Raw genomic sequence first — 4,497 nt, 5'->3', positions numbered from 1 at the left:
TATCAGGGCATTATTTTAAAGACTATGGTTTTAATACGAATGAAGTGGTTAAAATAGAAGTGAGTAAAGGCAATATCCACATAGAAATTAACTAAACTAGCTATGGAAATATCGCAAATAAAAAAACAGCTTACCATTACTACACTATTAGAGCATTACAACATACCTATTAAAAACAAGCATTGTCATTGTCCTTTTCATAACGATAAAGTGCCTAGCATGCAGGTGTATCCTAAAACCAATACGGTCTATTGTTTTAGTGGTAATTGTGCTAAAAGTGGTACATCTATAGATGTTATCGATTTTATTATGCATAAAGAGCAGCTTACCAAATATGAGGCTATTGTACGTGCTAAAAATATGCTAGGCTACTCCCAAACCATAGCTCAAGTATACCAAGAGCTTAAAGAATTAGGCTTGCGTAGTGGTAAAGTTCATGCCTATTTGCAACAAAGAGGGCTTATAGGTCTAGAAGATATGGCGAGTAATTATCGTAGTAGTTCGTATTACAAATACACACAGCTTAGAAACTGCATTATATTCCCTTTAAAAAATAAACAGGGTACCGTAGTTTCTTTGTACGGTAGAAGTTTTACCAACACCTTACGCAACTGTCATTTTTATTTAAAGAACCGCAAAGGTTTATATCCTAACTATCCTAATGCCCAAACAAAACAACTGATCTTAACCGAGAGTATTATTGATGCTGCTACCTTACTATTACATGCTAACCTTCCTAAAAATAGTGCAGTTCTAGCTTGTTACGGCACTAATGGCTTTACTACCGAACATGCCGAAGCTGCTAGCCAGTTAAAAGAATTAGCAACCATTAGTATCTGGTTCGATGGCGATGGGGCTGGGCGTGCTGCTGCCATAAAATTACAAACACAATTACAACAACAGCATCCAAATACAATAATAGTTGTTATTGCTACTCCAAAAGAGGAGGATATTAATAGTTTATGGACCAATAATGAGGATGCCACTATTTTTACCTCCTTATTACAGGAAGCTACTGTTACTAAAACCATACAAGCTCCCAAACAAAAAATAGCACCTATACTACAACCTAAAGCACCAAAAAAAGGGCTTCCTAAAAACCTTTTAAAGTATTTAAATACCCTTATTGCCCAAAGTGGTATTGTAGGCGAGAACACTAGTCGTTTGTTACTTTTTATTATTGCTAGTAGCTACAAAACTCAAAAACCTTTACATGCTATTGTTCAGGGGTCTTCCGGGAGTGGTAAAACCCATTTAATTGGCAAAATAGCAGATATGATACCGGTAGAAGATGTATTACGGTTTACCCGTATTACCGAAAGTGCTTTGTATAATTTTAGTGAAGATATGCTTGTTGGTAAACTTTTGGTTATTGAGGATTTAGATGGTCTTAAAGAGGAGGCTTTGCTGGCTTTTAGAGAACTGGTAAGCAACCACCAAGTAAGTAGCGGGGTTAGTATTAAAGATAAAAAAGGTACTATTAAAAGTACTACTAAAATTGTACGTGGGGTTTTTAGTAGTATGAGTGCTACTACCAAAGGCAGTATTTATGAGGATAATATGAACCGTAGTTTTGTACTCGCCGTAGATGAGTCTGTGGCACAGACAAGCAAGGTAATACACTACCAAAACAAAAGGTATGCAGGAGAAATTAGCAAAACCAAAGAGCAAGAGGCTAAGGAAGTATTGCAAGAGTTTATTCGTAATCTACAGGACATTCCTGTAATTAATCCTTTTGCTACGCAATTACAACTACCCAATTCTGTACATAAAAAAAGGCGTTTAAATGAAATGTTCCAGAGCATTATTAAGCAAATTACCTTTATACATCAAAAACAAAGAGCTTTAAAAAATGGCTGTATTTATTCTTCTTTAGAGGATATAGAAATGGCGATTACCATTCTTTTTGATAGTATCATCTTAAAAATAGATGAACTAGAGGGTACACAGCGTGTTTTTTACGAATCCTTATTTAAAGCCTTTGGAAAAAATTCATTTACTCGTTTTGAAGCTATGGAGGCTACAGGTTTTAAAAAAACACAATTACAATACCATCTTAACAGCTTGGTGCAATTAGAATACTTGCATCAGTTTGGGTATGGCAACCGAGGGTTTAAATATAGAATTGGTTTTGAGGATAGTATTGCCAAAGTGCGTAAGAACCTAAAACAACACTTTGAAAAACAATTAAAAACACTAAAAGGCATGGTAGCTCCGAACACCAACGGTAGCCAAACGAACACCAACCGAACGCCAGAACTTAGTAACTAACTCATTAACAAACTCTTAATGCTAGTGTTCGGAAATATGAAAAAAGAGATAACCGAGAAAGCTTACCTAACGAGGTATAAAAGAGAATTATATAGTATTGGCTATGTAAAGAATACGGTATGTACTAAAATTAGGTGTCTTATTAATTTTAGGGCGTTTACTAAAAAAGAATTTTGTTTAATTACAGAAAAAGACCTTTTTGTGTTTATAAGGCATCTACAAAAAAAAGGATTACATAGTAGTACCATACAGCATTACTACACTTCTATTGTGCAATTTTTTGTGTTTTTAGAACGGGAGTTAATCATTACTAGAAACCCTTGTAATTTTTATGACTTACAGCTTATTAAACAACCTAAAAAACCTCGAAATACCATAAGCCAACAAGAAGTAAAACAACTTTATAAGCTTGCTAAAAAAAGGAAAGAGACAATGGTATTGCACTTGGCTTATGGTTGTGGACTACGTGCTAAAGAACTGGAGCGTATTAATGTTGCACATGTGCTGCTTCCTCAAAAAATAATTAAGGTGGTTAAAGGGAAAAACAACCAACATAGAATAGTTCCTATACCGCTTACTATGCTTCTAGATTTTACAACCTACCTACACTATAGGGCTTCCTTAAAGGTTGCTACTAATGCTTTATTGGTTAATTGCAGAGGAAATCGTTTAAAAGCTTATTCTGCAAGGGTGGTATTACAAGATATTATAAAACGTTCCGCTATTACTAAGCATATTACATTACACAGCTTACGACATAGTATTGCTACGCATTTATTACAAAACGGTATGCCTACAGAACAGGTGCAATTATTTTTAGGGCATAAGCAATTAGAGACTACCGAAATTTATACAAGGGTTAGTTCCCAACAGCTAAAACAGTTATTATGACTTTACTTGTATATTTAGAACAACGGTTTAGTGCTACAAGCATTGCTTCTTACCATGTGCGTATTACAAAGTATATGCGCTACAACAAAAAGCACAAAAAAGGAACTTTACAGGATATTTTAACTTACATACAGCTCTTAAGAAACCAAAACAAGCATCCTAAGACCATAAAAAACCATTTACATAGTATTAAAGTTTACTATGATTTTTTACAATATACAGGCAAACGTAAAGACCATCCTTGTAAAAAATTGCAGCTAAAAGATAAAATGGATAAGCGTATTAAAGTTACCGAATTATACTCCTCTATAGCCTTACAGGAATACTTAAATGCTACGGCTATTCACAAAAAATTATTGGTTAGCTTTTTGGTATACCAGGCGTTAACTACTAGCGAATTAGTTGCTTTAAAAATAAAGCACTTCAACACCTTAAAAGCACAGGTAACTTTACCCAACAGAACACTAGCCTTGCATGCCATACAAATGCCGATACTTATGCCACTGATAGCCCAAAAAAAACAACAGGAATATCTATTTACCTCCAAAAATGGAACGCCTTATGTTAGTTCTCAAATCAATGAGTATATAAATAAGTCTAGACCCGAAGAAAAGAAAATTACACCGCTTAAAATAAGACAAAGTGTGATTAAAAATTTACTTTATAAAAATGATATTCGTATCGTACAGGTTTTTGCAGGGCATAAAGTTAGTGCTACTACTGCGCAATACAGAACTACAAACTTGGAAGAATTAAAACAACTCATTAACACCAAACATCCCTTGCAATAAGCCAAAGCAAAGTTACATAATAGTAGTTATGTTCCTCTTACAGGGTTCATAACGCTATTATGTAAAATTGCCACTACCGCCAACGCACTACGAACCTTGTTTTATTTGCTCAATCGGCGCAAATGCCTATGCTTTAAAAAAGAACGATTCCCAACGCTACAACAGCCACTAAATCGTTCTTTTTTAAAACGTAAAAACACTAAAACCTTCGGGTTATGAATCCGACGTTCCTTCTATTAGCCAAACCTTCATTCCCCAAATCTTACCAAAACTAATACTATAAAGTGCGAGGATTGTTAGTCTTTGAACGGCTATTTTACATAGTTGTATTATGGATCCTGATAAGAGAACCATAATGCCCAATTATGTAACTTAGCTTTGGTGGAGCGAGGGCTTTAAAAGTTCACTTCCTTCTTTTTTTCTATTGAAAGAATAAACCCTATTTTTGAAAAGGAAATAAATACGTTCTTTGGTTTTTTTAAAGCTCGCTGGAAGTTATTGATTGCTCTCTCGCAAGGAAAAAAAATGCGCAGGGTTACATCTC

The 4,497-nt window shown here is 34.6% G+C and carries 3 protein-coding genes; all 3 read left to right on the top strand.

Annotation, left to right across the window (positions count from 1 at the left end; translation table 11 throughout):
* Positions 1-102 precede the first annotated feature (102 nt).
* From Q0945_RS15635 to Q0945_RS15625, 3 genes are read left to right on the top strand one after another with little or no spacing between them, the layout of a single operon-like run.
* Positions 103-2,271, top strand: coding sequence for a CHC2 zinc finger domain-containing protein (locus tag Q0945_RS15635; RefSeq protein ID WP_299436478.1), 2,169 nt, complete (start codon positions 103-105; stop codon positions 2,269-2,271).
* A 36-nt stretch (positions 2,272-2,307) separates the two neighbouring features.
* Entirely contained in the window at positions 2,308-3,162 is an 855-nt protein-coding gene (locus Q0945_RS15630; protein WP_299436475.1) for a tyrosine-type recombinase/integrase, read from the top strand.
* The gene (locus Q0945_RS15625) at positions 3,159-3,953 is read left to right on the top strand and encodes a site-specific integrase (RefSeq protein WP_299436472.1); all 795 of its coding nucleotides are present in this window, start codon (positions 3,159-3,161) and stop codon (positions 3,951-3,953) included. Before Q0945_RS15630 ends, Q0945_RS15625 begins: the two co-directional genes overlap by 4 nt.
* Positions 3,954-4,497: the final 544 nt, after the last annotated feature.

The organism is uncultured Maribacter sp. (assembly GCF_947500405.1).
In the GTDB taxonomy this organism is placed as follows: Bacteria; Bacteroidota; Bacteroidia; order Flavobacteriales; family Flavobacteriaceae; genus Maribacter_B.
The sequence above is the reverse complement of the archived record's forward strand: the minus strand, read 5'-3'. Positions and strand labels throughout refer to the sequence as shown.